At 45.5% G+C, this 26,819-nt stretch carries 25 protein-coding genes and 1 tRNA gene; 14 read left to right on the top strand and 12 right to left on the bottom strand.

The window, feature by feature from the left end:
• Positions 1-77: 77 nt before the first annotated feature.
• The 9 genes from parE (at position 78) to ADU24_RS11265 (ending at position 12,796) form a co-directional block, all read left to right on the top strand.
• A complete protein-coding gene (parE, locus tag ADU24_RS11225) occupies positions 78-2,066 on the top strand; it encodes a DNA topoisomerase IV subunit B (RefSeq protein ID WP_053366719.1) in 1,989 nt (662 codons plus the stop codon).
• Positions 2,063-4,504: a DNA topoisomerase IV subunit A gene (gene parC / locus ADU24_RS11230; protein ID WP_053366720.1), complete on the top strand. Its 2,442-nt coding sequence runs from the start codon at positions 2,063-2,065 to the stop codon at positions 4,502-4,504. The genes parE and parC overlap by 4 nt, the downstream gene beginning before the upstream one ends.
• A 245-nt stretch (positions 4,505-4,749) precedes the next feature.
• Positions 4,750-5,457, top strand: a complete 708-nt coding sequence (locus tag ADU24_RS11235) for an RDD family protein (protein ID WP_053366721.1) — start codon at positions 4,750-4,752, stop codon at positions 5,455-5,457.
• Positions 5,458-5,596: 139 nt separating this feature from the next.
• Entirely contained in the window at positions 5,597-6,073 is a 477-nt protein-coding gene (locus ADU24_RS11240) for a staygreen family protein (protein WP_053366722.1), read from the top strand.
• Positions 6,074-6,279: 206 nt separating this feature from the next.
• Positions 6,280-7,587 carry an ABC transporter substrate-binding protein gene (locus ADU24_RS11245; protein ID WP_053366723.1) on the top strand — a complete coding sequence of 436 codons (1,308 nt, stop codon included), beginning with the start codon at positions 6,280-6,282 and terminating at the stop codon, positions 7,585-7,587.
• 147 nt (positions 7,588-7,734) lie between these two features.
• Positions 7,735-9,060, top strand: coding sequence for a carbohydrate ABC transporter permease (locus tag ADU24_RS11250; protein ID WP_053366724.1), 1,326 nt, complete (start codon positions 7,735-7,737; stop codon positions 9,058-9,060).
• Between the two features lie 12 nt (positions 9,061-9,072).
• Positions 9,073-9,894 (top strand): carbohydrate ABC transporter permease, encoded by an 822-nt coding sequence (locus ADU24_RS11255; RefSeq protein WP_053366725.1) that lies wholly within the window; start codon positions 9,073-9,075, stop codon positions 9,892-9,894.
• A 120-nt stretch (positions 9,895-10,014) separates the two neighbouring features.
• Positions 10,015-11,970, top strand: coding sequence for a glycoside hydrolase family 15 protein (locus ADU24_RS11260; protein ID WP_053366726.1), 1,956 nt, complete (start codon positions 10,015-10,017; stop codon positions 11,968-11,970).
• Positions 11,971-12,097: 127 nt separating this feature from the next.
• Positions 12,098-12,796, top strand: a complete 699-nt coding sequence (locus ADU24_RS11265) for a peptidase E (protein ID WP_053366727.1) — start codon at positions 12,098-12,100, stop codon at positions 12,794-12,796.
• 481 nt (positions 12,797-13,277) lie between these two features.
• On the opposite strand, the gene ADU24_RS11270 is transcribed toward ADU24_RS11265, so the two are convergent.
• The gene (locus tag ADU24_RS11270) at positions 13,278-14,390 is read right to left on the bottom strand and encodes an LAGLIDADG family homing endonuclease (RefSeq protein WP_053366728.1); all 1,113 of its coding nucleotides are present in this window, start codon (positions 14,388-14,390) and stop codon (positions 13,278-13,280) included.
• Positions 14,391-15,091: 701 nt separating this feature from the next.
• Entirely contained in the window at positions 15,092-15,955 is an 864-nt protein-coding gene (locus ADU24_RS11280) for a type II toxin-antitoxin system SpoIISA family toxin (RefSeq protein WP_053366730.1), read from the bottom strand.
• 551 nt (positions 15,956-16,506) lie between these two features.
• Here ADU24_RS11280 and gndA point away from each other — a divergent pair.
• Positions 16,507-17,937: an NADP-dependent phosphogluconate dehydrogenase gene (gene gndA / locus ADU24_RS11285; protein ID WP_156324563.1), complete on the top strand. Its 1,431-nt coding sequence runs from the start codon at positions 16,507-16,509 to the stop codon at positions 17,935-17,937.
• A 36-nt stretch (positions 17,938-17,973) separates the two neighbouring features.
• Here the strand turns inward: gndA and ADU24_RS11290 are convergent, their stop codons facing one another.
• From ADU24_RS11290 to ADU24_RS23030, 6 genes are all read right to left on the bottom strand, one after another.
• Positions 17,974-18,618, bottom strand: coding sequence for a hypothetical protein (locus ADU24_RS11290; RefSeq protein WP_053366732.1), 645 nt, complete (start codon positions 18,616-18,618; stop codon positions 17,974-17,976).
• Between the two features lie 305 nt (positions 18,619-18,923).
• Positions 18,924-20,288: an amino acid permease gene (locus ADU24_RS11295; RefSeq protein WP_053366733.1), complete on the bottom strand. Its 1,365-nt coding sequence runs from the start codon at positions 20,286-20,288 to the stop codon at positions 18,924-18,926.
• Positions 20,289-20,353: 65 nt separating this feature from the next.
• Entirely contained in the window at positions 20,354-20,707 is a 354-nt protein-coding gene (locus ADU24_RS11300) for a hypothetical protein (RefSeq protein ID WP_053366734.1), read from the bottom strand.
• 132 nt (positions 20,708-20,839) lie between these two features.
• Positions 20,840-21,031, bottom strand: a complete 192-nt coding sequence (locus tag ADU24_RS11305) for a YbxH family protein (RefSeq protein WP_053366735.1) — start codon at positions 21,029-21,031, stop codon at positions 20,840-20,842.
• A gap of 29 nt (positions 21,032-21,060) precedes the next feature.
• Entirely contained in the window at positions 21,061-21,189 is a 129-nt protein-coding gene (locus ADU24_RS23660) for a hypothetical protein (RefSeq protein ID WP_269432228.1), read from the bottom strand.
• A 20-nt stretch (positions 21,190-21,209) separates the two neighbouring features.
• On the bottom strand, positions 21,210-21,359 hold the full coding sequence (locus ADU24_RS23030) for a hypothetical protein (protein ID WP_156324564.1): 150 nt from the start codon (positions 21,357-21,359) through the stop codon (positions 21,210-21,212).
• A gap of 148 nt (positions 21,360-21,507) precedes the next feature.
• On the opposite strand from ADU24_RS23030, the gene ADU24_RS23335 reads away from it, so the two are divergent.
• On the top strand, positions 21,508-21,663 hold the full coding sequence (locus tag ADU24_RS23335) for a hypothetical protein (RefSeq protein ID WP_197277503.1): 156 nt from the start codon (positions 21,508-21,510) through the stop codon (positions 21,661-21,663).
• 104 nt (positions 21,664-21,767) lie between these two features.
• Here ADU24_RS23335 and ADU24_RS23665 read toward each other — a convergent pair whose 3' ends face one another.
• Entirely contained in the window at positions 21,768-21,902 is a 135-nt protein-coding gene (locus ADU24_RS23665) for a hypothetical protein (protein WP_269432229.1), read from the bottom strand.
• A gap of 320 nt (positions 21,903-22,222) precedes the next feature.
• On the opposite strand from ADU24_RS23665, the gene ADU24_RS11315 reads away from it, so the two are divergent.
• Positions 22,223-23,371 (top strand): glycosyl hydrolase family 18 protein, encoded by a 1,149-nt coding sequence (locus tag ADU24_RS11315; protein WP_231689600.1) that lies wholly within the window; start codon positions 22,223-22,225, stop codon positions 23,369-23,371.
• A 43-nt stretch (positions 23,372-23,414) separates the two neighbouring features.
• On the opposite strand, the gene ADU24_RS11320 is transcribed toward ADU24_RS11315, so the two are convergent.
• On the bottom strand, positions 23,415-23,693 hold the full coding sequence (locus tag ADU24_RS11320; protein WP_053366737.1) for a DUF1292 domain-containing protein: 279 nt from the start codon (positions 23,691-23,693) through the stop codon (positions 23,415-23,417).
• Positions 23,694-23,774: 81 nt separating this feature from the next.
• Positions 23,775-24,035, bottom strand: coding sequence for a hypothetical protein (locus tag ADU24_RS11325; protein ID WP_053366738.1), 261 nt, complete (start codon positions 24,033-24,035; stop codon positions 23,775-23,777).
• A 124-nt stretch (positions 24,036-24,159) separates the two neighbouring features.
• Between ADU24_RS11325 and ADU24_RS11330 the strand changes: the two genes are divergently transcribed.
• On the top strand, positions 24,160-24,474 hold the full coding sequence (locus ADU24_RS11330; RefSeq protein ID WP_053366739.1) for a hypothetical protein: 315 nt from the start codon (positions 24,160-24,162) through the stop codon (positions 24,472-24,474).
• A gap of 30 nt (positions 24,475-24,504) precedes the next feature.
• Positions 24,505-24,589, top strand: a tRNA-Ser gene (locus ADU24_RS23035).
• A gap of 77 nt (positions 24,590-24,666) precedes the next feature.
• Here ADU24_RS23035 and ADU24_RS11335 read toward each other — a convergent pair.
• Positions 24,667-26,598, bottom strand: coding sequence for an endonuclease MutS2 (locus ADU24_RS11335; RefSeq protein ID WP_053366740.1), 1,932 nt, complete (start codon positions 26,596-26,598; stop codon positions 24,667-24,669).
• Between the last annotated feature and the right edge of the window lie 221 nt (positions 26,599-26,819).

The raw sequence follows: 26,819 nt of genomic DNA on the forward strand, positions 1-26,819 counted from the left end.
TTCACTGTATTCGTTGCCTAAAAGGATGATAGAAATAAAATGAACATTCTTTGGCAGAGCATGAAAGGGGTATTTTAGTGTCAGCAAACCAACAGGCTTTTACTTATAATGATGACGCCATCCAGGTCCTCGAGGGCTTGGAGGCAGTCAGGAAGCGCCCGGGTATGTACATCGGGAGTACTGACGCAAGAGGTCTCCACCATCTTGTTTACGAAATTGTCGACAACTCTGTCGATGAAGCGCTTGCCGGATATGGCAACCACATCATCGTAAGGATCCACAAGGATAATTCAATTAGCGTCATTGATAAAGGGCGCGGAATGCCAACTGGTATGCACAAGCTTGGCAAGCCCACCCCCGAAGTTATCCTGACCGTTCTGCATGCCGGAGGGAAGTTTGGCCAAGGGGGCTATAAAACAAGCGGAGGCCTCCATGGCGTCGGCGCCTCGGTAGTCAACGCCCTTTCGGAATGGCTGGTTGTCACAATTAAAAGGGACGGCATAGTCTACGAACAGCGGTTTGAAAATGGCGGAAAACCGGCAACCACCCTTGAAAAAATCGGCAAAACGAACCAGACAGGCACAACCATTCATTTCAAGCCGGATCCAACAATTTTTTCAGTCACAACTTATAACTTTGAAACTCTTTGCGAAAGGCTAAGGGAATCTGCCTTTCTTTTAAAAGGCATGAAAATCGATATTATTGACGACCGGAACGCGCTGCAGGAATCCTTCCATTATGAAAATGGGATAGAGGCGTTTGTCGAATATTTGAACGAAGGCAAGGAAGTCCTTCACCCAGTCGTCAGCTTCGAGGGCGCAACGAACGGGATTGAAGTTGAATTCTCCTTTCAATTCAATGATGGCTATTCGGAAAATGTCCTTTCATTCGTTAACAACGTAAGGACAAAGGACGGCGGCACGCACGAAGCAGGCGCGAAAACTGCGATGACGAGGGTATTTAACGATTACGCCCGCAAGGTTTCCCTCCTGAAGGAAAAGGATAAAAACCTCGATGGCGCCGATATCCGTGAAGGGCTATCGGCGATTATTTCGGTCCGCATCCCCGAAGGCCAGCTCCAATTTGAAGGGCAGACAAAAGGGAAACTTGGCACGAGCGAGGCAAGGTCGGCTGTCGATTCAGTCGTTTCCGAACATCTTTCCTATTTCCTTGAGGAGAATCCGGATATTAGCTCACTTTTAATAAAAAAATCAATTAAGGCATTCCAGGCAAGGGAAGCTGCCCGAAAGGCACGGGAAGAGGCAAGGAGCGGCAAGAAGCGGAAGCGGGCAGACGCGGTCCTGTCCGGCAAGCTGACTCCGGCGCAATCGCGCAATCCTCAGAAAAACGAACTTTACCTGGTCGAGGGGGACTCCGCTGGAGGATCGGCAAAACAAGGCCGTGACCGCAAATTCCAGGCAGTCCTTCCGTTAAGGGGTAAAGTCATCAATACGGAGAAAGCGAAGCTCCAGGATATTTTTAAAAATGAAGAAATCAACACGATCATCCACGCAATCGGCGGGGGGGTTGGGTCGGATTTCAGCGTAGAGGATATCAACTATGACAAGATTATCATCATGACTGATGCCGATACGGACGGGGCTCATATCCAGGTCCTTTTGCTCACATTCTTTTACCGCTACATGAAGCCGCTAGTGGAGGCTGGCAAGGTTTTCATCGCCCTCCCGCCGCTTTTCAAGGTCAGCAAGGGTACAGGCAAGAAGGAAGTCATTGAATATGCCTGGAATGAAAGTGAACTCCAGGGCGCCATCAAAAAGGTTGGCAAGGGCTATATGATCCAGCGTTATAAAGGACTCGGCGAAATGAACGCCGACCAGCTGTGGGAAACGACAATGGACCCTGAAACAAGGACATTGATCAGGGTGAAGATCGATGACGCGGCCCGGGCGGAACGCAGGGTTACTACGCTCATGGGAGATAAAGTTGAACCCCGCAGGAAGTGGATCGAATCGAACGTTGCTTTCGGGCTGGAAGAAGAGGATGAACTTGATACAATTCTTGACAATGAAAATATTACCGTCGCCGAGGAGGAAATAGGGCAATGAGCTTGACAGAGAAATTCCGCGACCTTCCCCTTGAAGATATACTAGGCGACAGGTTTGGCAGATACAGTAAATACATTATCCAGGAGCGGGCGCTTCCTGATGCGCGTGACGGGCTGAAGCCTGTGCAGCGGCGCATTTTGTACGCTATGCATGTTGAAGGGAACACACATGAAAAAGGGTTCCGGAAATCAGCAAAAACCGTCGGAAACGTAATCGGCAATTATCATCCGCACGGCGACTCATCTGTGTATGAGGCAATGGTGCGGATGAGCCAGGATTGGAAGGTACGCAATGTCCTTGTCGAAATGCACGGAAATAACGGAAGCGTGGATGGTGACCCTCCTGCCGCGATGCGTTATACGGAAGCCAGGCTATCCGCCATTTCAACCGAGCTATTGCGCGATATTGAAAAGCAGACGGTCGACTTCATCCCAAACTTTGATGACACATCAAGTGAGCCGACTGTTTTGCCGGCGATGTTCCCTAATCTCCTCGTCAATGGTTCGACTGGTATTTCAGCAGGATACGCGACAGACATACCACCCCACCATTTAGGTGAAGTCATCGATGGCGTCATTATGAGGATGGACAATCCCGACGCCTCTATCGAACAGCTGATGACAGCCATTAAAGGGCCCGATTTTCCGACCGGCGGAATCATCCAGGGCATTGATGGAATTAGGAAAGCGTATGAAACCGGACGCGGGAAGATCATCGTCCGCAGCAAAGCCGAGATTGAAGACATCCGCGGCGGCAGGCAGCAAATCGTCATTACAGAAATTCCGTATGAGGTGAACAAGGCAAACCTCGTCAAAAAAATGGATGAATTCAGGCTTGATCGGAAGCTTGAGGGAATTTCTGAAATCCGGGACGAAACTGACCGGACAGGGCTTAGGATTGTTATCGAATTGCGTAAGGATGCGGATGCTTTAGGCGTCCTGAATTATCTATACAAGAACAGCGATCTTCAGGTGGCCTATAACTTTAATATGGTCGCCATTCACAACAAGCGGCCGGTGCTCATGGGCCTCAGGGAACTTCTTGATGCCTATATCGGCCATCAAAAAGACGTCGTAACGAGAAGATCACAATATGAGCTAAGAAAAGCGCGGGAAAGGCAGCATATCGTCGAAGGCCTTATAAAGGCACTTTCGATTCTCGATCAAGTAATAGCAGCCATCCGCGCTTCCAAGGATAAACGGAATGCGAAGGACAACCTTATCGCAAAATTCGGATTTACCGAGCCGCAAGCCGAAGCAATCGTTTCCTTGCAGCTTTACAGATTGACCAATACGGATATTACCGCGCTTATGAAAGAAGCGGAAGAACTTTCGAAAAAAATTGAAGAGCTGCAATCCATCCTTGGCAGTGAAAAGAAACTTTACAGCGTCATTAAAAAAGACCTTAAGGATGTTAAAAAGCGCTTCGCCGATGCGAGAAGGTCAGTCATTGAGGATGAAATTGAAGAATTGAAAATCAATCTCGATGTCATGGTCCCAAGCGAGGATGTTATCGTAACTGTGACGAAGGAAGGGTATATCAAACGGACAAGCCTGCGTTCATTCAGCGCATCAAACGGTCAGGATTTGGCGATGAAGGATTCAGACCGGATGTTCGCGCAGTTGGAAATGAATACGAAGGATGTTCTGCTCCTTTTTACATCCAAAGGAAACTATCTGTACATGCCTGTCCACGAGCTTCCTGATATCAGATGGAAGGATATGGGGCAGCATGTCGCCAATATCATTCCTATCGATCGGGATGAAGAACTCATCAAAGCGCTCCCGGTAAAAGATTTCGAAAACGACTCTTATCTGCTTTTCGTTACCAGGAATGGAATGGTCAAGAAAACAGATCTGAAGCTTTATAAGGCGCAGCGCTATTCCAAACCTCTTACGGCAATTAACCTTAAGGATGCCGACCAGGTTATCGATGTTCACGTAACGGACGGATCACAGGAACTGTTCCTCGTCTCCCATTATGGATATGCGCTATGGTTCGATGAGGCGGAGGTCAGCCCGATTGGCATCAGGGCCGCCGGAGTGAAAGGGATCAACCTGAAAGAAGGCGATTTCGTAGCCGGCGGAAAAGTGATTGGCCCAGATGGCAAGGAATCAATCGCCATTGTTACCCAGCGCGGGGCGATGAAAAAAATGAAATTAAAAGAATTTGAAAAAGCTGCTCGTGCCAAACGCGGAGTCGTCATCCTTAGGGAACTGAAAGCCAATCCGCACCGCGTAGTCGGCATTGAAGCGATTGAAGACCGCGACCAGCTCTTCATCCTGACTGAAAAAGGACAGCTTCTCTCTATAATGGCGAGCGAGCTGAAATTCACCGACCGCTATTCAAACGGTTCGTTTATTTTTGATGAAGTGGAAAGCGGAAAACCCGTTTCCCTCTGGAAGGAAGCCGGAAGGGAAGAAACTGAACTAGCTTAGCTGAACAAAGGGCTGTCCTGCATCGGACGGCCCTTTGCCCTTTAATGGGCAGAACATTGGCTGGCCTTTTCCTGGCTCCTCAGTCCTAATTTTCCTTGAGAGAGGACACATGATGGGATGAACATTCAGGGCCGAATCCAAAAATGACAAAACACGACAATTTCAACCAATTTTCCTAGTAATCTTTTAGCCAGTTTATTATACTATTTATTAATCTTTGAAAATTCCTATAAGGAGGCAACTACTTGAACTGTCCTAATTGCAATACGTTAAATGACGATTCCGCCCGTTTTTGCAGCAGTTGCGGGGATTACCTTGACAGAAAGGCCGCGGACATATGCCCGGATTGCGGCACTGAAAGGAAAAAGGGCGATCCCTACTGCATCATTTGCGGGTATAAATTCGCTGGTTCAAGGCCACCACTCCAACCAGCCCCATCTTCGAGCAACTTTGGAAACACTGGCGACCGAGATGGTTATAACGGATCCACTAGCGGCGGTTACCAGTCCGGCCCCTCACATAATTTCGGGCCAAATACCATTGTGGGTACAAATGGGGACAATGTTCGGTTCGCGAGTTTCGGTGAGAGGCTTGTAGCGTTAATAATCGATTCGGTTATCCTTGGAGTTGCAGGAGGCGTCCTTGGATTATTGTTTGCGTTTGCGGATGATAACGGCGTTTTTATTAATTTTCTTTCCTTAATTCTTGGCATTGCCTATAAAGCAGGAATGGAGGGCTCATCCAACCAGGCAACCCTAGGAAAGATGGCAATGGGCATAAAAGTAATTGGGCCGGACGGCGGCCGAATCAGCTATGGCCGGGCAATCGGGAGATACTTCGCCACTATCCTTTCCTCCCTGATTTTAGGAATCGGATACCTGATGGCACTCTGGACAAAAGAAAAACGTACCCTTCATGACTTCATTGCCGATACGTATGTAATCAAAAAATAAAACCTGGAAACCCCCTTTACTTTTTAAAAGAGAGGGGGTTTTTCATTTGCCTTTCCAAGGAGAATAGGCAATCGTCACAAATTTGTAAGGGAAGCATAGTATAAAGCAGGCAGATAAAAGGGAAAGGAGCTTGCTTGACTTGACTAAATTCGATCACACGAACTTGGCGGTCACCTATATCGCCCCGATTACGCCGTTTAGGCCGCTTGAGGGCAGAAAATATACATTGTCCCACTCAGACACGACCGGAAAGCTTTTTTTGACGATTGGGCCAGAGTACAGCTATTCGACAACAACTGTTTCCAAAGATGAAGTCTTTGCCGAATGGGTCCAAAGCATGGGCGAATATTCCCTGTGCGGGCGTGTCCATGTGAGCGGCGGTGAATTTGACGAGCAGCAATCCGGGATCCGGTTCATGATTTTTAAAAAGAAAATGGATTTGGCCCTCACGGCGATCGTGTATGGCGACCAGGTATTTTACAAAAGCTTTCCGTGGCTCCTGGATGCTCCCATTTATATTCAATTCGATTCCGTTTATCCTGAATACAAGAAGGTCCTCTACTACGGGACGCCAAGGCAGTACCTTACTTTATCACGCGGACAGAAAGTTACGTAACAGCGCAGGACAAAAATGCCTGCGCTGTTGTTTTTGCAGAATATTCCGCAGATATGGATAAACCCGGTTTTTTTAAAAGAAACAAGGGTAAATACGTTCTAGCATTACTTTTCCCGAAATCGGATCCAGGCCTTACATAGAGAAATCCCGCACTTTAGTACAACGAACTGGATACCGGCTTCAAAAATCGATTAGGAGGCGTTCTTATGCAAAAGAAAGGCAAGTTCCTTCCGATTTTGGCTTCCGCCACTCTGGCACTGAGCCTGGCCGCCTGCCAATCTACTTCAGATAAAACGGGCGGGGATTCAAAGAAGGATGGTAATGGGGAAGGTGCAAAGGATAAAGTAGTTACGATTACGTATGCCAGGGGTGCCGATACGACAGGCAGTACCGACAAACTGATCCAGGCATTTGAGGATGCCCATCCGAATATCAAAGTAGAATACCAGGAAATGCCGAACAGCAGTGGCCAGCAGCATGACCAGTATGTAACGGCATTCAGTTCGAAAAGCGATGAAATAGATGTGTTCGATGCGGATGTCGTTTGGCCGGCCGAATTTGCCCAAGCGAATTATGCCCTAGAGTTGGACAGGCTAATTAAAAAAGATGGTATCAATTTGGATGACTATTTCCCTGCGACCGTCCAGGCGGGGAAATTCGGCGGGAAACAGTGGGCCATGCCTAAATACATGGACGCCGGCCTCCTGTACTATAGGACCGATATTGTAAAGGATCCACCGAAAACGTGGGATGATTTGATCGCTGCCGCGAAAGAAGGCCAGGGAAAGGAAGGGACAAAATTCGGCTTTGCCCTCCAGGCGAACCAGTATGAAGGCCTTGTCGTTAACGCCATGGAGTTTATTGCTTCCTATGGCGGCCAGGTCATCGACGAAAACAACAAGGTAGTCATTGACAGCCCGGAGTCCATCAAAGGCTTGACGAAAATGGTCGAGGTCGTCAATTCAGGCGTAACGCCAAACAACGTCCTTAACTTTACAGAACCCGAAACGGAAACAGCGTTTATTGAAGGCCAAACAGTCCTTGCGCGCAATTGGCCGTACATGTCGAAATCAGCCGCGGATAAGGAACGCTCAAAAGTTCTCGATAAAGTAGGTTATTCTGTTTTGCCATCAGGGGACAAAGGCTCCGCATCGACACTTGGCGGATATATGACAATGATCAACCGTTATACGGACGAACCGGAAGCGGCGTGGGAATTTGTAAAATGGATGACAGGCAAGGACGGGCAGCTCATCTCTGCGATTGAAGGTGGAAGGGCGCCGACGCTGAAAGCATTGTATGAAGATGAAAAAGTTAAGGAAGCAGCTCCGCTTTTCGGTAAAGAAGAATTTGTGAATGTGCTTCACAGCGCAGTGCCAAGGCCTGTAACGCCAAATTACCAAAAGGTGTCCGACATTATGCAGATAGAAGTTTCCAAGGCATTAACCAAGAAAATTACACCGGAGGAAGCCATTAAAAATATGCAACAAAAAATGGAGGAGGCTTTAGAGTAACCTTGCCATTTCTCCACTAGTTTTTTATTTCAATTACAAGGAACAAAGGAAGGTGGGTGTTCTCGCACCCGCCTCTTTTTTTCAAGTTACCCCTTAAACAAACCGTAATGGCGCATTATATACCATTTGGAAGAGAGGGTGTTCATAATGGCAAAAGGCTCCGGGCAAAATCATAGCCTAAGCGAAAAACAACTAGGCTATTTGATGGTGCTGCCTTCACTTTTTCTAATCCTTGCAGTTGTGATTTGGCCAATCACCCAATCCTTCTGGAACAGCCTGTTTGATTACAGGCTGAACGACCCAGCCAAATCACAGAAAATGCTGTCGGACAATATCGACCTTGAACGATATGCAAACAACTATTATTATTTGTCCAATTCACTCGAGAGCCTTGAAGAAGGCGCGAGGGAGACGGATGTTAAGCAAACGCTTTCTGAAATGAATACAGAGATTGAAACATACCATAAAAAGCTTTTACGGGAACCCGGGATGGAGGATAAATATAACAGGGTGAATGATATTATAGCCTCATTCAAGCCTGTAACCGACTCAAACCTTAAGTATTCCAAGCTGGATTCAAAGCTTGCGGCTGGTTATTCAGCAGCATTGGGAAAAGCGGAAGAAAAACTCGCGAAGCTGCAATTTGGATCGGAAGAAGCGGCGAATGCGGCTGATTTAAGGGACCAGCTGAAGGAAACGCGAGGAGCAATCCTTAAATCGAATTTTATCGGCTTTAAAAATTATCTGAATTATTTTCAGGACCAGCGGATGTGGCAATCCCTTGCGAATACCACAATCTTTACGGTCATTTCCGTATTTTTCGAACTTGTCATCGGATTGATGGTCGCCCTGCTCCTGAACAGGGTTTTCTTTGGAAGGGGTATCGTCCGGGCAGCGGTTCTGATTCCCTGGGCCATTCCGACGGCCGTTTCCGCGATGATGTGGAAGTATTTGTATGACGGGCAGTCGGGTATTATCGCCCATTTTTTCGAAAAGCTCCACCTCGTTGAAAGTGCCGGGGATTTATTAACGACACCTGCCGGGGCAATGTTCTCCATCATTTTCACCGATGTTTGGAAAACGACTCCTTACATGTCGTTGCTTCTGCTTGCCGGCCTCCAGACCATACCTTCTTCGCTGTATGAAGCGGCACAGGTGGATGGGGCGAACCGGTACCATCAGTTTTTCAAAATTACGCTGCCGCTATTGAAATCGTCGATTCTCGTGGCCCTGCTGTTCCGCACACTCGATGCTTTCAGGGTTTTCGACCTGATTTATGTTTTGACCGGGGGCGGTCCCGCGAATTCAACGGAATCGATTACGGTCTATGCGTATAAAACATTGTTTTCCCAGCAAAACTTCGGAGCGGGTTCAGTTTTATCAGTCATCGTCTTTCTGGCTGTGGCATTGATCAGCATGATTTATATCCGCTTCATCGGATCCGACCTCTTTGAAGGAAAAATAAAGGGTTAGGAGGATGGGATGATGAATAGACGAGCCGGAATTCCGTTTTATGCTTTCCTCGTTGTTTTCGTATTTTTTGTGATGTTCCCATTTTTATGGGTTTTTCTCACATCGATTAAACCACCCGGTGAAATTTTTGCATCTTTCGCCTGGTTTTCGAAGGAGCCAACGATCAGGTCTTATGAATCTGCCTTGACGACTAGGCCCTTGCTGACCTATATGAAAAACAGTTTTATTGTATCGGCAATGACAACCCTTATCGCAATTGTTTTTGCGTCATTCGCCGCTTATGCGCTGACTCGGCTTCCGATTCGGTTCAAAAAACTGATTTTGGGAATTGTCCTGGCTTCTTCAATGTTTCCGCATATCGCGATTATGTCGCCCATCTATAATTTTGCAACAGATTTTCATTTGCGGAATACGTACCTTGGCCTTGTAATTCCCTATATCACGTTCAGCCTGCCGCTCGCGATTTGGCTGCTATCCACTTTTTTTCAAAAGATTCCTTTCGACTTGGAAGAATCCGCAAAAATTGATGGCGCCACCCCTTTTCAAACGTTCCGGAAAGTTATCTTTCCGCTCGCGGCACCAGGTGTTTTTACAACGGCGATTCTTGTTTTTATTACCGCCTGGAATGAATACCTGTTCGCGCTGACAATCAACTCTAAGGAGTCATCGCGGACGGTTCCTGTGGGAATTTCGCTTTATCAAAGTGATTACACCGTCCCTTGGGGCGACATCACCGCGGCAACAGTTATTGTAACGATTCCGATTGTTGTGCTGGTGCTTATTTTCCAAAGAAGAATTGTATCAGGGCTGACGTCTGGTTCGGTAAAAGGATAAATCGAACTTTCTATCGCCGGTGGCCTGGTGAAGCTCCTCGATTTCTCTGAATCTGGAGGGGGAAGTACACAACATAGTAAAAATGAAAAATGGGACTTGTTTTTGGGGAGTGACAAACGTATGAGAAAAAAGCCTTACTTAACAGACGCAATTATTGGCAATTCAAAGATGCTTGCAACGCTGACAAAGGATGGGCAGCTCCAGCGCCTGTACTGGCCGAATATCGACTTTCCGCAGCATGCCAACCGGTTCTATACCGGCATCCATATCGATGATGGAGAGGATGGAGGCACTACTTCGTTTATACATGAGGACGGGTGGGAACATCTTCAGTCCTATGAAAATGATACGAATATACTCGTTACTACAGCACGAAATTTTCAGCTGAAGATTGAAATTACCCAAACGGATTTCGTCGTTCCCGGGAAGGACATTTTCGTGCGGGATTATCAGGTTACAAATCTATCAAGTTCACCTAATAGGATGTCATTCGTCATGTTTTCCGATTTCACGGTCGATGACAGGAAAAGGTACAGCACGGTCATGTTTAACCCGGTGGACGACTGCCTAGTGCATTATTTCCGCCAATACGCCTTTGCGGTCGGAAGCAGCATAGAGGCTTCCCAGTACCAGAGCGGCGCTGCATTGGAAGCGGCCCGCGTGAACAAGTTGAGCGGCAAGGTCATCATGAACAAAACTGACGGGGCACTTTCCTGGGAGCTAGGGGATATCGCAGGTGGAGAAAAGAAGAGGCTTACCGTCTATATTTCCGCAGGTTCGAATCTCGGTGGTGCTGTGGAGGGGCTAGCGGAGGCAAAGAAACTTGGACCCGGGGAACTTCATGGGATAACGTCCCGTTATTGGAAGGAATATCTCCTTAAGGCCCGGCAAATCGATATTGAAGATGCAAAAGTGAGAAACGTCTATAATCGATCGCTGCTCACGTTCAAGCTGCTGAATGATGAGGAAACAGGAGCTTTTATCGCAGGTCCGGAAGTTGATGAAGATTATGATTATTCCGGCGGATATGCGTATTGCTGGGGCAGGGACGCCGCCTATATCGCCACTGCCGCCGATGTTGCCGGATACCATGACCTCGTGTCGAAATTTTACTACTCCACGATGGCTACACAGAGGGAGGATGGCGCATGGGAGCACCGATTTTACACAAATGGCATGCTTGCACCGACATGGGGCATCCAAATTGACGAATGCGGTTCGATCCTATGGGGTATTCATAAGCATTACGAAATTACAAGCGATGATCATTTTCTGAATATGATCTGGCCGTCGGTCGAAAAAGGCGCAAATTACCTGACGATGTTCATTGACCTAGAAACCAATCTGCCGCTCCCGACAAATGATTTATGGGAAAAGAGGGAGGGGGAACACCTGTACTCTACTGCTGCTGTTTACGGCGGCCTGGTTGGTTCCGCCAAGCTTGCCAGAAAACTGGGCCGTGTAGATTTGGCTAAACAATGGGAAGAAACAGCTGAAAGGATGAAAAAGACGGTAGAGGAACGATGCTGGAATGATGAGGCTGGCTCTTATTTAAGAGCCCTGAAGCTTGCGGTTGACGAGAAAACCTATACGGAGGCCACGCTGGCCGGCAAGGAAACAGTTGTAGAGGAGGACCGTAAAGGATACAAGACTTTCAGGCTGATGGAGGATCCAGTTATCGACATCTGCCTGCTTGGATTGAATGTTCCTTTCGAAATGATTGATGAAAATTCGGAACGGATGAGAAAGACCGCCGAAACGATTGAACGCACTCTGACTTCTCCGGTAACGGGCGGGCTGGAACGCTTTCCAGGTGACGTCTATATTGGTGGCAACCCTTGGATACTGACCACGCTGTGGATGGCTTTGTATGACATTAAAACCGGCAATTTTGAAAAGGCCCGCGCGTATTTGAATTGGGCCGTGAACAACGCCAACCATCTTGGCCTGCTGCCGGAACAAATCCACAAAGAGACCGGCGAGCCAGCTTGGGTCATGCCTCTCACATGGTCGCATGCGATGTTTGTGCTGACTGTCATCGCTCTTGAAGAAGCGGGGGAGCTTAATCGCTATTAACGGACCTTTGTTACAGCAGCGAAATCCATTATGGATTTCGCTGCTGTTTTTTTATGTTAAAATTACCAGGAAGAGGTTTTGCTAGATTAGCAATTTCCTAAGAATAAAATAAAGGAATGAAGAGAGAATGAAGCAAATTATTACGCTCGGCGGCGGGGGTTTTTCCATGGAACCCGAGAATTTAGTCCTGGATAAATACATATTGGATCAATCAAGAAAAAACAAGCCTAAAGTTTGTTTCGTGCCAACAGCAAGCGGCGATGCGGATGGATATATCGCAAGGTTTTACGAAGCATTTGAAAAATTCAGCTGTGAACCGTCCCATTTATCATTATTCAAGCCGCCAACAAGGGATTTGGAGGGGTATGTACTTGATAAAGACATCATCTATGTTGGCGGTGGCAATACACGAAACCTGTTAATTTTATGGAAGGAATGGGGACTGGACATAATTTTCAAGAAAGCCTGGGAGGAAGGAGTCATTTTATCAGGCATCAGCGCTGGCTCTATTTGCTGGTATGAGGAAGGAGTCACAGATTCATTCGGAACTGGGCTCGAACCTATAAAAGGTCTCGGTTTATTGACAGGAAGCAATTGCCCGCATTATGACGGGGAAGCGGACCGACGGCCTGCATATCAGCGGCTGGTTGGTACCCGGGGGCTGCAAGGAGGAATTGCTGCGGATGACGGAGTCGCAATCCATTATACTGGGCAGGAAATTAAACGGATTGTCAGTTCACGCCCATATGCTAAGGCATACAGAGTTTATTTAAAAGAGAACGTTATTGAAACGGAGCTTGAAACAGAGTATTTGGACAAGTGTTAATCATCTCAAATGTTGTTCCTCTTAAATAGATGGATTAGTCCCATACAGCCCCAGAATTGTAGAGAGGGATAATTAAGTAGAGCTTAATTGGTAAACACAGTAAATTAATAAAAAAGCCTCATAAAACCATCCTTATGGTAAATAATACATATTATATGGACTAGAAAACTTTTGCTGAACATCAGAAGTTAACGGCCTGAAACGTTCCTGAATGCAAAACACTGAAGCGTCAAATGGGTACAACTAAAATCCGTTTGTGATTGATATTCAGATAACCAGGTAAGACTTTTGGTAAAATGACTGCCGTAGTACGATTTATGATTGAGAGCAAATTTATGGTTTACTGATGAAAATTTTTATTCTGTCTCACTATCAAGAGTTTACTTAGGTAGTGAGACTAGAATAGTAATTCCAAACTCAACTTCCTAGAATATATATTATGTTAACTGACAAAAATAAAAAATAATAGAATCTATCCTATCTATGATTGAATCCTCTTGCTTCTCCCTTCCCTGACCGCTACAGTAACATCATTACACTCCGCGGCATACTCAATTAAATCACTCATATGAATTCCATATGTTTTGGCAAAAACTCTTGCCTTGTCTAGCAGTTCACGGTCAAAAGAAGATTTATAGTGAACCCGGTCCGACCGTTTATTCTTTATAAGATTAAGATCTTTTTCATTCATTAAAATGTTCATTCCGCTTTCAAGTAAATAATTTGTATATGTATTGTTTTGTTTCGCGAGTTCGCCCAGCTTTGCCAGAATACCTGAACTGACAGTTGTTCTGAATTTAACTCGTTTTGTTATGGGCAGACTATCTTTATTCATGATTTGCAACATTTTTTCTTTTTTCTTCAAAACGCAGTTTGATCCAGCGTCCCTATAGATAATATCCGCAAGTTTCTTCACACTTTCTCTGCCAGATACGACGACTCTGTAAATTGAGTTCAAACTCTGAGTTTTGTCTGTACGAATTTTTGATTGCAGAATCCACTCTTTGTATACGGACATTAAACCCTGAGCGAAACTATAACTGCAGCTGGTTACTGTAACCGTGTATCCTTCATTATCTACATAACCATCCCCATCAATGACGCCTCGTACAAAGGATGGCATATAATCTTGTGGACATTTAGGAAAATTAACTGTTAACGATTTCCTTTTTGTTATTCCCAGTTTACATAACTTATTCTTTAAAGCCTTTGAGCAAACAGTCAATGTATATAAATCTGCATGTTCGCGCTTAACTACTTTGCCTGTGAATTCCATCAGTTTTGCTATTTTCTCTAAAAGTTGCGGATCCTTTTGGCTGACTGAAAAAGATTGATTGTTTGGACAAACATTTCCATCCGTAACAATCAGCCCCAACACCCAGGCCATTTCATTGGTCCAATGATCAAAAAACTCTTCGTTAACTTTATATTTCCTCGGTGGGCCTGTTCTTATTGCTTTGATACCACTTTTAGTTAAGACATTTAAGATGGCTCTTGCTGAAAGGCCGCTAATGGCGATCATTTCCTTATAAGAGACTCCATCTGTATACATTTTGATAATGCAATCATCCGTAATCCCCTTCTTTCTAGGCAATTATTTCTCCCCCTTTCCTCGTAGGAACGTTTGTTCTACTTCTATTCTACAACATCATGGAAAATTTAGCCAACTATAAACCCCTCTTTTAAAAACAACTCTCAAAATTTCGCATTGAAATAGGCGGAATGCTGCAGAATAAGCAAAATAAAAAAGGAGTACAACAGAAAAATTACTTTCTGCAGTACTCCAAACTATAATATGTTCACTACTGTTGCCTTAACCAATTTTGGTTCATGAATCGAGGTCCCTTCGATAACAACCGCGCTAAGTCCTCATTTTCCTTTTGCACAGGAAATGTTATGTTTTTTGCTACACAAAGCCGCTTGTTAGGATTTCTAGGTGGTGATGTTTTTTTATGGGAACTCATAATATAAATCACTACCTTTTCCGCTTTTTTGTATAGGTTATGCGACTTTGCAGAGAAATAACATAAAAAAAAGAGAAGGTAATCATGCATACCTTCTCTTTCCCTTTATTTATTATTCAGCTGCTCGCCTAATTGCGTCCATATCATTAGCTTTCATACGGCCAATCGAACGGTCCAGATTAATGATTGTTGGCCTTTTGTTCGGGTTTCTAGGAGGAACACTAACGTGTCGGGAAGGCCTTTTTGTTTGAGCTTTACTTTCAACTTTTAAAGGTGATCCAACTGTCATATCTTCCACTCTCCTTTCATCCTCTCTTAAGAGTATCATATTTTACTCTTCATTTCCATCTTCGCTAGGTATGAACTCATCTTCGTTGTATTCAAGCCACATATCAAATGTATATAGAAGGTTTAACATAATAGATGCATCAGCCCCTGTTACTTCACTGCCTTTCCTGGAACTTACAACAAAGAGCAAGTTATAATACTCACCAAAGTAAGGAAATAACACAGCGTTACTTTCCTTTTCGATGATTTCGATATTTTCTCCTTCCAAGATCGTCTTGATAGCTTGTTTTTTACGCATTCCCATTCCCTTTAGAGTAAAATCGTGTTCTTCTATGATTTTTTCATAAGCAGCAGTGACATTCTGGCGAAAGATACCCTCGTCATTGGATGATTCAACCATGTAGGAATAGACTTCTAGATGGAATGATGACGCAAAGGTTTTCAAATAAGAGAGAACCGATTCTTCATACTTCTCGGGCGTAAAATCAAATTCGTCCAGCTGCCATTTTGCTGCACTCTTGGGCATCATTTGATTTACTTTTAGGAGTTTATCACTTAATTCAATAAATGCTCCCCTATTCTTATTAATACTTTCCACCAAACTCTCATGTTGTAACTCATTCGTCATAAATTTAGTGATATCCGGTGTCTGAAAAACAAATAAATCTATAACAACCACACTAATAACCAGAGCAATCAAATGCTCCAGCTTTTGCCCAACATCCGGAAATATATTAAATGCCCATAAGAAAAAAGCAATTAGAACAACAAAGCCATAATATATTTTCCTCATAGCTATCCGATGCTTAAGATAAAATTCCCTACTCCATATGTATAGACCTATACTGAAGGCAATCCCAATCAAAAGGATGACATAAACCGTGACCAAATACCAGCTGACTTCCATTACAATCCCCTCCCTTCCCTATATTATTTCATAAACTTGCTTTGAGAAAAATTTGGTATGTGAGTTATCTACTTATAATTTCGTTATTGAAACAAAAATTCAGGCGGGGAACAAACCGCCCAAATGTTAGGTATGGCCTCCTATTTTACAGGGGACCCTAAAAAAGTGCGATTTCCTTAGGTGCTGCATTTTATTATTTTATACTGTCAAATTAAAAACGGCTATTAAGAAGAACATTTTAAGGGATTCAACGCATATTTTCCAGAGCTTCCTTTTCAAGTTCTTCGCTCCAAGCACTAACACCTCCCCCTTTCGAATACATACCAGAACCAGGATAAGGGTTGCCTATCTCCAATCGAAATGAAGATCTAGATGTTGGTTTTCAAAAAATCATGTACCTAATTCCCCCGAAAAATATCCATGAAGTTTGGGATTAGGGTGAAAAAGTCCATTCCCACTGATAAAGCAAAAAGCATTAACCGGGTTTCATAATGCGCATTTTGGTATACTTAGAAGAAACAAACACTCAACCTTGTTTATCTAATGGACTTATGGAAAGGAAGGTAACAATCATGTCAAAACAGCAAATTGGCGTAATCGGCCTGGCAGTTATGGGCAAAAACCTTGCCTGGAACATGGAAAGTAAAGGCTACAGTGTTGCGGTTTACAACCGCTCATCAGAAAGAACGGACGAAATGGCGAAGGAATCCGAGGGAAAGAACATCTTCCCCGCCTATTCCATAGAGGAGTTTGTCAATTCCCTGGAAAAACCACGGAAAATCATGCTGATGGTCAAGGCTGGCGGGGCGACCGACGCAATAATCGAACAGCTGAAACCCCATCTTGATAAAGGCGACATCCTCATTGACGGCGGGAACACATTCTTCGTTGATACACAGCGCCGCAACAAGGAGTTAAGCCAAGCAGGCCTTCACTTTATTGGAACAGGCGTATCAGGCGGTGAGGAAGGCGCATTAAAAGGCCCTTCCATCATGCCGGGTGGCCAAAAAGAAGCCTATGACCTTGTCGCACCGATTTTCAAAGATATTTCAGCTAAAGTGAACGGTGAACCTTGTACGACCTATATCGGGCCGGACGGTGCGGGACATTATGTAAAAATGGTCCACAATGGCATCGAGTACGGGGACATGCAGCTGATTTCCGAAGCCTACTCCCTTCTGAAAAACGGATTGGGATTAACCTCCCAGGAGCTGCACGAGGTGTTTGCAGAATGGAACAAGGGCGAACTCGACAGCTATCTTATCGAAATTACGGCTGATATTTTCAAGAAGACCGACGAAGAAACCGGAAGGCCGCTCGTCGACGTCATCCTTGACACCGCCGGCCAAAAAGGCACCGGCAAATGGACAAGCCAAAGCGCACTCGACCTTGGAGTACCCCTTCCAATCATCACTGAATCAGTATTTGCCCGTTTCATTTCGGCAATGAAGGACGAACGCGTCGAAGCTAGCAAAGTCCTCCGCGGCCCTTCCGGAAACACATTCACCGGAGACCGGAAATCATTCATTGAATCGGTCCGCAAAGCTTTGTATATGAGCAAAATCTGTTCGTACGCCCAAGGTTTCGCTCAATTAAGGGCGGCATCCGAAGAATTTGGCTGGGATTTGCGCTACGGTGACATTGCGATGATCTTCCGCGGCGGCTGCATCATCCGGGCGCAATTTTTGCAAAAAATCAAGGAAGCTTACGACCGCTCACCTGGCCTAAAAAACCTTCTGCTCGATTCGTACTTCAAGGAAATCGCTGAAGGCTACCAGGATGCCCTGAGGGAAATCGTCGGCACTGCCGTCCAGAACGGGATTCCTGTCCCTTGTTTCTCAGCGGCAATCGCCTATTACGACAGTTACAGGAGTGAAACACTGCCTGCAAACCTTCTTCAGGCGCAGCGTGACTATTTCGGCGCGCATACGTACCAAAGGGTCGACAAAGAAGGCACATTCCATACTGAGTGGCTGAAATAGAACATAGCAAGGGAGCTGCAAACCGCAGCTCCCTCTTTAATTGTAATGCTTTTGTTTGATCAGATATTCATGGATTGACGGATTATCCAGTTCAAAGTAAGGGCTTGAAACGTATTGCACATCTCCGCTTTTCCCTTTGATATACGTAGGCTCGTCAAACGCAATCAGTTCCCGGATCGACAGATGTGCCATGTTCGTCATGATAAAAATCTTATTATAAAGCGTTTCGTCCTTGAACAAAGCGTGAATTAGCAGAGCAAACCGCTCCAGTATTTCAATCGGCTGGAAGTCATCAAATTCACTGACTTCAGCAAAGAATTGCTTCGTCTTGTTATTGTGCAGGCCAAACAGGATGTATGGTTTAATTGTAAAAAAGGGCTTGATGATCACTTCATAATCGCATTTCTGCATCTCATCGAAAGAATCATCCCCATCTGAATCAGGGAAAACGCCCCTTTCAAAGGAAATTGCGATGTTCAGGCAGTCGGAATCCCCGTCATCGTCGAACTCCCCGTCCATTTCGGTTTCATAGACGGTTTCTGCAAAAACTTCATCATCTTCCTCATCGTCGAGATCAAATTCAAGCATCTGCCCGGACATATCATTAACAATCATCGGCAAAAAAGGGGTTAGCAGGCCAAGAACGTGATCGTAAAATGGGAACCTGGTGTCTATAGTCAATTGATTTCCTCCCCGCTCATAATGACATGATGACTACTGTACATATAATCTACCCATTCTGGTTCGATTCACACCTTCATGCAAAAATTGGACAAGCATCAAAATGCGGAAGCGCCTTGGTCAGCCCCGACAAGCATAAGACGGGGCCCGCAGGATGGGCCAGCCCTCCGGAGGGAACCGGCTTATGTCCTCGAGGGGCTAGGCGCTAGAGCTGGATTACAAAAACTTGTTTTGAGTTATCCGCAAAGTTCAATCTAAAAAATTTCTTTAGAAAAAAAAAAAGCCCCTGAAAAGGAGCCTGAGTCCTATGCATGCTTTTGCTTTTTCCAAACCTTGAAGTGCATGATGAGCGTAGCTATCCCAATGATCAGCACAAACCCGATGCTTACAAAAAAGCCATAACGGATTTCGCTTTCCGCAAGTGTCCCGCTTGCTGCCGCAAGTAAAAGCAGCAAGCCCAAGAAGGCAAGAACCTTTCCCCCTTTGCCTGTTTTAAGGATACGAAGGCCAGAAAGGATAATAAAACCCCAGTTAAACAAAATGAGAATTCCCGCTGCTGTTGTGATATATTCATAAATTGTTCCCGGAAGAAGCAAGGCTGTAATAATGGAAGCCAATAAACCAATTGTAGCAAGCCCAAGCGATGGAAGAGGCACATGTTTCCACTTGATTTTTTTCGCAAAAAAAGCCGGTGCGTCCTTGCTTTCGGATAAAGTGACGAGTAAGGTTGTAACCCCGAACAAGGAGGCTGTCATTGTTGAAAAGCCAGCCATAATGATTGCCGCATTGAAAACATGGGGGAAAAACGACAAATGATAGTGTTCCATCGCCGTCACAAACGGACTTTCCTTGTCATTAAATTCGTAATGATTTGCCATGATGACCGCGAAGCCAATCGCCAGGAAGTAAATGGCCACCAGGACGATCAGCATAATGATTCCCGCTTTTGGCGCATCTTCCTTCCTCTTCAGCCGCGTCGCCATTAAACCGATTACCTCAATACCGCCATAGGCGTAGTAGGCGTATATGAGGGAAGCCCAAAAGCCCATAAGCCCGTTTGAAAAAAAACCGCCCATCGAGCCCGGGATGCCGGGATGCTTCACATTTCCGTGCAGGACCCCTGTTAGGGCAAGGACCGCAAGAATGATGAACATAATGATTGCCGAGGTTTTTATGACCGCAAGCAAATTTTCCACTTTGTCGAAGCCCTTGTTCCCAGTAAGGACAACAAGAATCGCCAAGGCTGCATATCCAGCGGCAAAGAGCCATAATGGAATATTCGGAAGCCAAAATCTTGATAGGATTGATAATGCAGTCAATTGGCTGCCCATAATCAGGATATTCGAAGACCAATAATTCCAGCCGCAACTGAAGCCCGCCCATTGTCCATACGCCTTCCCGGCATAATAGCAAAAAGAGCCGTCCTGGGGATCTTCAGCCGTCATTTTTGCGAGCAAATTATAAACTGTGTATGTCCCAAAAGCGGCCAGTAAAAAAGAAAACACGAGTGAAGGTCCGGTTGTTTTTATCCCTATCGCCGAGCCCAGGAAAAAACCGGTGCCTATCGTACAACCGATTCCGATTAACGACAGCTGCCACCATTTCAGGCTTCCCTTACTGGCTCCGCTCCCTTTATGCCCTGATTTGGCCACAGGGAAAAAAAAGTCCATGGAATGCCTCCTAACGTTATATTCGCCACCATCCCCCGGCTGGTTATGCACCTAATAAGGATGGTCTATTCCTCTTCTTTCCCTTCATCCGCCACCGGTTTCCCCGCGTTCCGTTCAACCGTCCGATACATGGCGGTTGTCATGCTCCCCTGGACGACATATTCGAGAAAGAAAGGCGTAAAAATTTCCTTGTAGCCGTCATCATCGAACATTTTCCTGTTTTGCAGTTCCATTTCCCCAAGGCCCTCATATTCGGAAAGCAGTACATAGGAGTAATCCGGGCCTGCAATAGGCGATAATAGCTCGACTTTATGGCTATAATGATCGTTTCGATAGCTGACGATTTTTTCAAGATTGGCAAATGCCTCCATAAATTTTTCCTGCCTGATTTCAAAAGTCTGATACACGTAAACTGTCATGGTAACCTCCTTGATTCTGGATGCCCTAGCTAGTAATCCGCCAGCCCCCGGGTCAGGAGCCCAGCGCCACATGAACAGAAAAAAAAGGCCGCTTGGGCCATATGAAGAGCCAATTCGCCGCAATAGCCCTCTTTAGATCCCTTTTTCATGGCAATACTCGTCCACGATTTGCTCGATTTCATCCAGAACCGGGTACTTCCCGCTAAATGTAAATTTGATTTCTTCAACAAATTCGCCATTTTTGTATACATGGATTGCCCCGTTCTGGCTTATGACACTAAATTCGGGTTCGAATCGGTACCCGAACTTGTCTATCGCACCCATACAATCATCACTCCGTCCATGAGCTGCTTTTAGTGCTTTTTCATATCGGATTTCTTCCCATTGTCCTGCTCTTTAGGTTTTACCGGAACAAACCCATAGCCCGTTGGACTTGTTTCTATTTGCTCGGCAGTCCCTTTTGTGTCTGATTGTTTGCTCATTGTTTTCCCTCCAAAATCCTTTATTGATTTCGGCCATTCCTATCAGAAGCGGCACCCTTTTTTACTGACTGAGGGGAATGATGGTTCTCGCTTCCCCCATTTGGCGGTCCGAACACATGGCTGTCGGATGTAATTTTTGCTCCTTTTTGAAAATCATCCTTCGTTTTCAATTTTTCCACCTCCACTTTTAATCCATTGTGAGTAGGGTATGCCATTTTCCTGTTTTCTATTAGGGCAATTTGAGCCGAACACGTCTAAAATAATCCCTCTCGCAAATACTAGCATTTAGGTTAACCACACAATCAAGGAGTGTTATCAATGAGAAAAAGGAAAGCCGAAGACAAAAGCCCGACCATTGCTCCCGGACTTAACACGGATGAACAGCTTAGCCAGTCCGCCACGGAGGAAGACCGGCGCAAAGGGAACGTTACTTCCGTGACAATTGCTTCATACGATGAAGTTGACCCAAGCTAAAAACCAAATAGTGCCAGACCGGCCTGGGCCTGGATAGAAAAAAAGCCCGCATCCGCAGGGCTTTTTCCTATTGCCTCCAAGAGATGACTTCAGATTTGACTCCCTTATTCCCTTAAATCGCGATTTTCCGGAGGAGCAAATTTTACAGACAGAAGGCTCTCTTCCTTTTTAAGTCCATAGCTAGTCTCTTTCTCATTGCTATCCTGATGTTTATTAACGTCTTTCGCTTGTTTTTCCATACGATGTCTCCCTTCATTCAGTTTATACGCGGACAGTACTTCCACCGTCTCCGCATCCTCAAGTGAATAGTCTTCCCTTCCTTGCCCGCCAATTATTTGCCGCGGCCAATTTTCCATCCGATCTAACGATGCAGCCTCAACGGAGTCTGCTATTGGGCAATTGGCCGACCTTTGCGAAAAAGAACTAGGAAATCAATGAGAAATTAACCATGAATGACAGCCATTTGTTGATTGTCGTGGCACTCCCTTCATTTACCACGCTTTTCGCATCTCATTTCTGTTAAACTTTTAATCAGCGACATTTATAAGGGTGATTTACATTGTTATCACGGCGGAGAATCGTAATCGGAATCATGCTTCCTGCTTTATTTATAGGCGGTTTTTTTTCGGGAATCTATTATTCAGGGAATCTCGCAAAAGAAGCAAATGTACCATCTTCGAGTTCCAAGGGAATAGAGGATGAACGTAGTGACCCCGTTAAATCCGGCTCTTCAAAGGTCGTTATAGGCTACGTACAGGATTTCCGAAAACCTGAGGAAATTGATTTTTCGGCCTTTACCCATATTCTATTTTCCTTCGCGCACCCCGCGGCGGATGGCTCCGTATTGTTCAATGGCGCCATGGCAAAGGAAAATCTAAGGAAAACAGTTTCCCTTGCCCATAATAACGGGACAAAAGCGATCCTCGCGGTTGGAGGCTGGTATCATATCCAAGGGGGCGAGTCATATCCATATTTCTCCGCGGCCATCAGCAATCCGGAATCACGTAAAAACCTCGTCCACCATTTGGTTCGCATTGTAGAAGCCGAAAATCTAGATGGCATTGACCTCGATTATGAATTTCCCCGAACTGAACGGGATGCAGCCAACCTGGAACTTCTAGCAATAGAGCTAAGCGAAAAGCTCAGGCCGGCGAAAAAGGAACTGTCCATTGCTGTTCATTCAAAAATAAACGCGGTTACCGGTAAACCGGTTGAATCGGTTATGTATAAGCCCGGTATCTTCAAGGCTGCCGACCATGTGAACATCATGGCATATGATGGCCAGTGGGACGGTGGCTATGATGCCGAAAACCTTGCTCCGTATGGTTTCACGGAAAACATTGTCCGTTATTGGTCCAGGATGTTTGACCAGCTTGGCTTACCCAGGGAAAAGCTTGTCCTCGGTTTGCCGCTCTACGGGCAGCCACAGAATCCGGAAGCAAAGCAGGTGTCCTATGCGGCAATCGTCGAAAAAAATCCGTCGTTCGCCATGAAAGACTCTATCGAGATGAACGATACGGTTTATTTCTATAACGGGGTGAAAACTGCCAAGGAAAAAACGAGGCTGGCAATGGCAAACGGTTTTGGAGGAATGATGCTCTGGGAGGCGGGCCATGACAGCCAAGGAGAATCCAGCCTTACAAGGGCTATCGGGGATGAACTCAACAATACCTTACCAGCTTCGGGCAAAGCAAACACCAGGAGATAATAAAAAGGAGGGGCAGCTAATAAAGCCGCCTCTCCTTTTTTGATCAATCTTCCATCTCTTCCTCGTCCATCAATTCCTCGAATGCCTGGGCCACTTTTTCAAACTCCTCGTCCGACTGGATGGCGTCCAGGTCGCCTTCCTCATCGACTTTCAGGAAAAAGATATCGATGTCTTCATCCGTCTCCTCCTGTAAATCCTCAAGGAAGCTTACAGCCGCATAATCGGTTCCATCGATATTCATTACGGCGAGTACCTCTACCTGGGCTTCCTCGTTATTTTCATCGCTTATGGTGAAAATTTCGCCAACTTCAATTTTTTCCATCATGCTTCCCCTCGCTTTAAAAGAATGCTTTCCTTCATTGTTTTCCCTTTGGAGAACAAATTAATGCCTTAAAACATTCAATCAGGAATCAAATTCCTTTATTTTTGCCAGTTTTTCGACCAGCACTCTACACCTTTTACCGCCAAGTTCGAATATGTACATGGAATTTTCCTTTTCTACAAGGAGTTTCCTGAATTGAATATCGCCTTCAATCTTATTCTCTTTAACGAGCTCTGTCAATTTATGAAAAATTTGTTCCTTATTCGGTTCGATGGTGGAAGCAATCTTAATTGGCATCGGTATTCCCGGAATTTTATAGGTCACTAAAATCACTGTATCCAAATGGCTTCACTCCTTACTTGAGCAATTCGACATCCCGTGCAATTTCCCTGCACCGAGTGAAAAACTTTTTACACAGCCGGTAAACGTTTATACTGAATATAAATACGTTTATTGGAGACTTGTTATGGATAAAAAAGACTTACAAGATAAAATCATCCAAAACTATCAGGCTGATGAAAAGATGATGATTCTAATTTTTGCCCAATGGTGCATCAATCGTGGGTTGGCTCCAGAAGAGCTCTACCTTAGGGCTTATCCGGGACAGAAGGGAAACCATGCATTAAGGGAGGCGCTTGAGCTCACCGTCCCAAAAGACGAAGCCGGGGAAGTGCCGGATCAAACGGTTCTTAATGCATTATCCCTTTTTGGCAATGATGACCTTGCATTCATTGTAGCCGAAGAAATCGGCAGACGGAAGAAAAAAGAGGCTGAAGAATAACTTCCGGCCATTTGGGCATGATAGAGCGGAAAGCCTGTAGCTCAACGGCAGAGCAGCCGCGGCCTGGATTGCCAGGCTGACGTGCATCTAGCGGGTTCGATTCCCGCCAGGCTTTTAGAACAACCGACCCGCATCCGTGCAATAATCGCTATATTAAAAGAGGCATGCCATCAATTGGCATGCCTTTCCCCATTAATCTTCGTATTCAATTGTTATGCCTGAGTCGTGTCTTTTCGAAAAAATTTTATCCGCCTTCCTGTATTCCTTTGATTTGAAGACGATGTCAAAATCATAATCGGGCGGATACAGGTCACTTGCCGAAATTTTAAGTTCGAGCCGCTTATGATTGAACTTCTTCTTTTCTCCATTCACCTGGACGATGTAATTCCCCAGCTCATCAGGTCCTTTATAGACAATCCCGTATTCGTTCACTGGAGAAAGCACGACATTGTCCCCCATGCTAAACAATTTTACTGACTGGCTTGCGGGTATTTTTTCGCTTTTCACCCTTTGCTGATGCCTGTTTACAATGATTTGCCTCGCCATTTCAATCTGGCTCTGCCTGTCTGGTTCCAAAAGGGCATAGTCCTTTTCTTCCTTGTAGGTAATCCGGTGCGCCCTCTTGATCAGTTCAGGATGCATACCCAGTTTCAGCGCTATGGCAAACGCCTGGCTTTTGCCCTCCGTTCCGATAGCCAGCCGGTATGTCGGCTGGAGAGATTCTATGTCAAACTCCATGGAGCCATTGATGAAGCCTTCGTGCTGATTGGCAAAAACCTTTATTTCACTATAATGCGTCGTTGCAAGTATGGTAGCGCCTTTCGCATAAAGCTGCTCAAGAATGGCGGTAGCGAGCCCCATTCCTTCTCCCGGATCGGTTCCTGAACCAAGTTCATCGAGAAGGACGAGTGTTCGGTCATTTGTGTCCTTCAGTATTTCAATAATGTTTACAATTCTTGAGCTGAACGTGCTCAAATTTTCGATGATGCTTTGCCCGTCGCCGATATCAACAAGTATATTTTGAAAGACGGCAATTTCACTTCCTTCAGAAACCGGGATAAAGAGCCCCGATTGGACCATCAATGCCAATAGGCCAACGGTTTTAATCGCCACCGTTTTGCCTCCGGTATTCGGGCCGGTAAATACAAGGGCGTTTTCAGGGCTCCCAAGCGCAATCGTTAGGGGGACTGCCTTATCGCCTAGCATGGGATGCCTGGCGTCTTTAAGGTTAATAAAATGTGACTCATTTACTGCCACCTTTTTGCCGTTGATGGCACGGGCGTATTTCGCTTTTGCGAACAGGAAGTCATAATGGACCATCGTTTCGGTTGCAAGACGAATTTTCTGTTCATTCTCCTCCACAAGCCCTGTCAAATACAAAAGGATTTTCTGGACTTCCGCTTCCTCGTCCGACCTCAGCCAAAACAGTTGTTCGGAGGAAGAGGATAGTTCTTCCGGTTCGATAAACAGCGTAGACCCTGAAGCCGATGTATCAAGCACCGCTCCTTTAATCTTTGCCCGATATTCCTTTTTCACCGAAATGACATACCGCCCGTCCCTCTGGCTGATTATATGATCCTGCAAATACGCTTTGTATTTAGAGGAACGGACCATTTGCTGCACCTTCTCCTTCAGCCGCTCCTCCTGAATCGCGATTTGCTTTCTGACTTTTAAAAGTTCTTTGCTGGCATAGTCATCCACACCGCCATGGCGGATGCAGCGGATGATTTCTTCCGCGAGAGCCGGCAGGTCATCGATCGAATAAATATAGCTGGATACCCTTGGAGCCACATAGCCCTTATCCTTCATAAACCGCTTCATTTTCCCGCAGCAATCAAGGAAATCATAAAGCCTGCTGAATTGGTCCGGCCTAAGCGCGGCTCCTTTATTCAGCGCTTCCAACAAGGAGTCGATTCCCTCAAGGCCATGTACGGGAACACTTGTGCTGATCACCATAATTTGTTCCGCTTCGGCTAGTTCATCAAGGAGCGCCCTGATTTGTTTAAGGTTTGTTGACGGAACCAGGCTGGCAATCATGGCTTTTCCCGCTCCGGTTAATGCGTATGCTGCAAGTTTTTCCTTGATTTTGCAAAAGTCCAACGCCGTGAATGTGTGATTGTTCAACTCATTTTCCTCCTAAATGAAAATAGCCGCGCTGAACAATGTCAACGCGGCTCCGCAAAGAAGCGGATTTGTCCCGCTTCCTTATCCCTTTTGGCAAAAGCTCTTATAACACTCATTACAACCCGGCAGACGGGTTAATATGAAGTGGTATAGATGGGCTTTCACATTGCCTACCCAAAATAAATAGCTGTGCACAAAGGTACACAGCTACAAAGGTAAAG

Origin of the sequence: Bacillus sp. FJAT-27245, assembly GCF_001273955.1 — a bacterium.
GTDB lineage: Bacteria > Bacillota > Bacilli > Bacillales > Cytobacillaceae > Bacillus_D.

What these genes read in the sequence shown, in the direction of transcription:
- parC (WP_053366720.1), top strand. Translation starts at nt 2,063, where the DNA reads ATGAGCTTGACAGAGAAATTCCGCGACCTTCCCCTTGAAGATATACTA.
- ADU24_RS11245 (WP_053366723.1), top strand. Translation starts at nt 6,280, where the DNA reads ATGCAAAAGAAAGGCAAGTTCCTTCCGATTTTGGCTTCCGCCACTCTG.
- ADU24_RS11250 (WP_053366724.1), top strand. Translation starts at nt 7,735, where the DNA reads ATGGCAAAAGGCTCCGGGCAAAATCATAGCCTAAGCGAAAAACAACTA.
- ADU24_RS11255 (WP_053366725.1), top strand. Translation starts at nt 9,073, where the DNA reads ATGAATAGACGAGCCGGAATTCCGTTTTATGCTTTCCTCGTTGTTTTC.
- ADU24_RS11260 (WP_053366726.1), top strand. Translation starts at nt 10,015, where the DNA reads ATGAGAAAAAAGCCTTACTTAACAGACGCAATTATTGGCAATTCAAAG.
- ADU24_RS11265 (WP_053366727.1), top strand. Translation starts at nt 12,098, where the DNA reads ATGAAGCAAATTATTACGCTCGGCGGCGGGGGTTTTTCCATGGAACCC.
- ADU24_RS11280 (WP_053366730.1), bottom strand. Translation starts at nt 15,955, where the DNA reads ATGGAAGTCAGCTGGTATTTGGTCACGGTTTATGTCATCCTTTTGATT.
- gndA (WP_156324563.1), top strand. Translation starts at nt 16,507, where the DNA reads ATGGAAAGGAAGGTAACAATCATGTCAAAACAGCAAATTGGCGTAATC.
- ADU24_RS11295 (WP_053366733.1), bottom strand. Translation starts at nt 20,288, where the DNA reads ATGGACTTTTTTTTCCCTGTGGCCAAATCAGGGCATAAAGGGAGCGGA.
- ADU24_RS11300 (WP_053366734.1), bottom strand. Translation starts at nt 20,707, where the DNA reads ATGACAGTTTACGTGTATCAGACTTTTGAAATCAGGCAGGAAAAATTT.
- ADU24_RS11305 (WP_053366735.1), bottom strand. Translation starts at nt 21,031, where the DNA reads ATGGGTGCGATAGACAAGTTCGGGTACCGATTCGAACCCGAATTTAGT.
- ADU24_RS23660 (WP_269432228.1), bottom strand. Translation starts at nt 21,189, where the DNA reads ATGAGCAAACAATCAGACACAAAAGGGACTGCCGAGCAAATAGAAACA.
- ADU24_RS23335 (WP_197277503.1), top strand. Translation starts at nt 21,508, where the DNA reads ATGAGAAAAAGGAAAGCCGAAGACAAAAGCCCGACCATTGCTCCCGGA.
- ADU24_RS23665 (WP_269432229.1), bottom strand. Translation starts at nt 21,902, where the DNA reads ATGGAAAAACAAGCGAAAGACGTTAATAAACATCAGGATAGCAATGAG.
- ADU24_RS11320 (WP_053366737.1), bottom strand. Translation starts at nt 23,693, where the DNA reads ATGGAAAAAATTGAAGTTGGCGAAATTTTCACCATAAGCGATGAAAAT.
- ADU24_RS11330 (WP_053366739.1), top strand. Translation starts at nt 24,160, where the DNA reads ATGGATAAAAAAGACTTACAAGATAAAATCATCCAAAACTATCAGGCT.